This window comes from Paenibacillus sp. MZ03-122A (assembly GCF_024213325.1).
Lineage (GTDB): Bacteria > Bacillota > Bacilli > Paenibacillales > Paenibacillaceae > Paenibacillus > Paenibacillus polymyxa_B.
The window spans coordinates 1-1,016 of sequence record NZ_JANAVI010000049.1; the positions used below are offsets into that span (position 1 = coordinate 1).

A 1,016-nucleotide genomic window follows, 5' to 3' on the forward strand; every position below is an offset into this window, starting at 1 on the left:
CAAGCGTATAAAGGCACCGTACTGAATTTAGCGGATGGTTCGCTGTATACGGGAAACACGTCGAACCTGCCTGTGGCAAGCGGGCCGAAGGATTTGGCGTACATCATGTACACATCGGGATCAACGGGACATCCCAAAGGGGTGATGACGACTCAGCAAAACGTCATTCGAACGGTACGCAATAGCAACTATGTGACGTTCATGTCAACGGATCGGATCTTGCAATTGTCGAACTACGCCTTTGATGGGTCGACTTTCGATATTTTCGGCGCGTTATTGAATGGAGCGACCCTTGTTCTCATACGAAAAGAGAATATGCTGAATATCGCCGCTTTGTCGCGAATTCTTTGGGAGGAGAAAATCACGGTTTTCTTCTTGACGACGGCTTTATTCAACACGCTTGTTGATCTCGATGTAGACAGTCTTTCCAACGTCCGGCATGTGTTGTTCGGTGGGGAGAAGGTATCGGCCGATCACGTAGCCAGAGCGTATCAAGTGCTCGGAAAAAGCCGGATTATTCACGTGTACGGACCGACAGAGAGCACGGTGTACGCAACGTACTATTCCGTAGACCACATAGATCCACGGGAAGCGAGCATACCGATCGGCGTTCCGCTCGCCAATACTCGCGCATACATCGTCAACCAGGAAAATAATCTGCTACCGATCGGTGTACCAGGTGAGTTGTGCATCGCGGGAGACGGCTTGGCGCGCGGCTATTTGAACCGACCGGAACTGACGGCAGAGAAGTTTGTCATCAATCCATTCGTACCGGGAGAGCGAATGTACCGGACCGGGGATTTGGCAAGATGGCTGCCGGATGGGAACATTGAGTATCTGGGCCGGATCGACGACCAGGTCAAAATTCGGGGGTACCGAATCGAGTGCGGAGAAGTGGAAGCACGGCTTCTGGAACACGAAGCGGTACGGGAAGCTGTAGTCATGGCGAAACAGGACGAAAGTGGACAAGCTTACCTGTGCGCGTATTACGTCAGCAGCGAAGCCCTGTCGGTCAC

At 52.4% G+C, this 1,016-nt stretch carries 1 protein-coding gene; it reads left to right on the forward strand.

What is annotated here, in order from left to right; genetic code table 11:
- A partial coding sequence (locus NLX74_RS25485) for an amino acid adenylation domain-containing protein (RefSeq protein ID WP_254330930.1) occupies positions 1-1,016 on the forward strand: 1,016 nt, incomplete at both ends.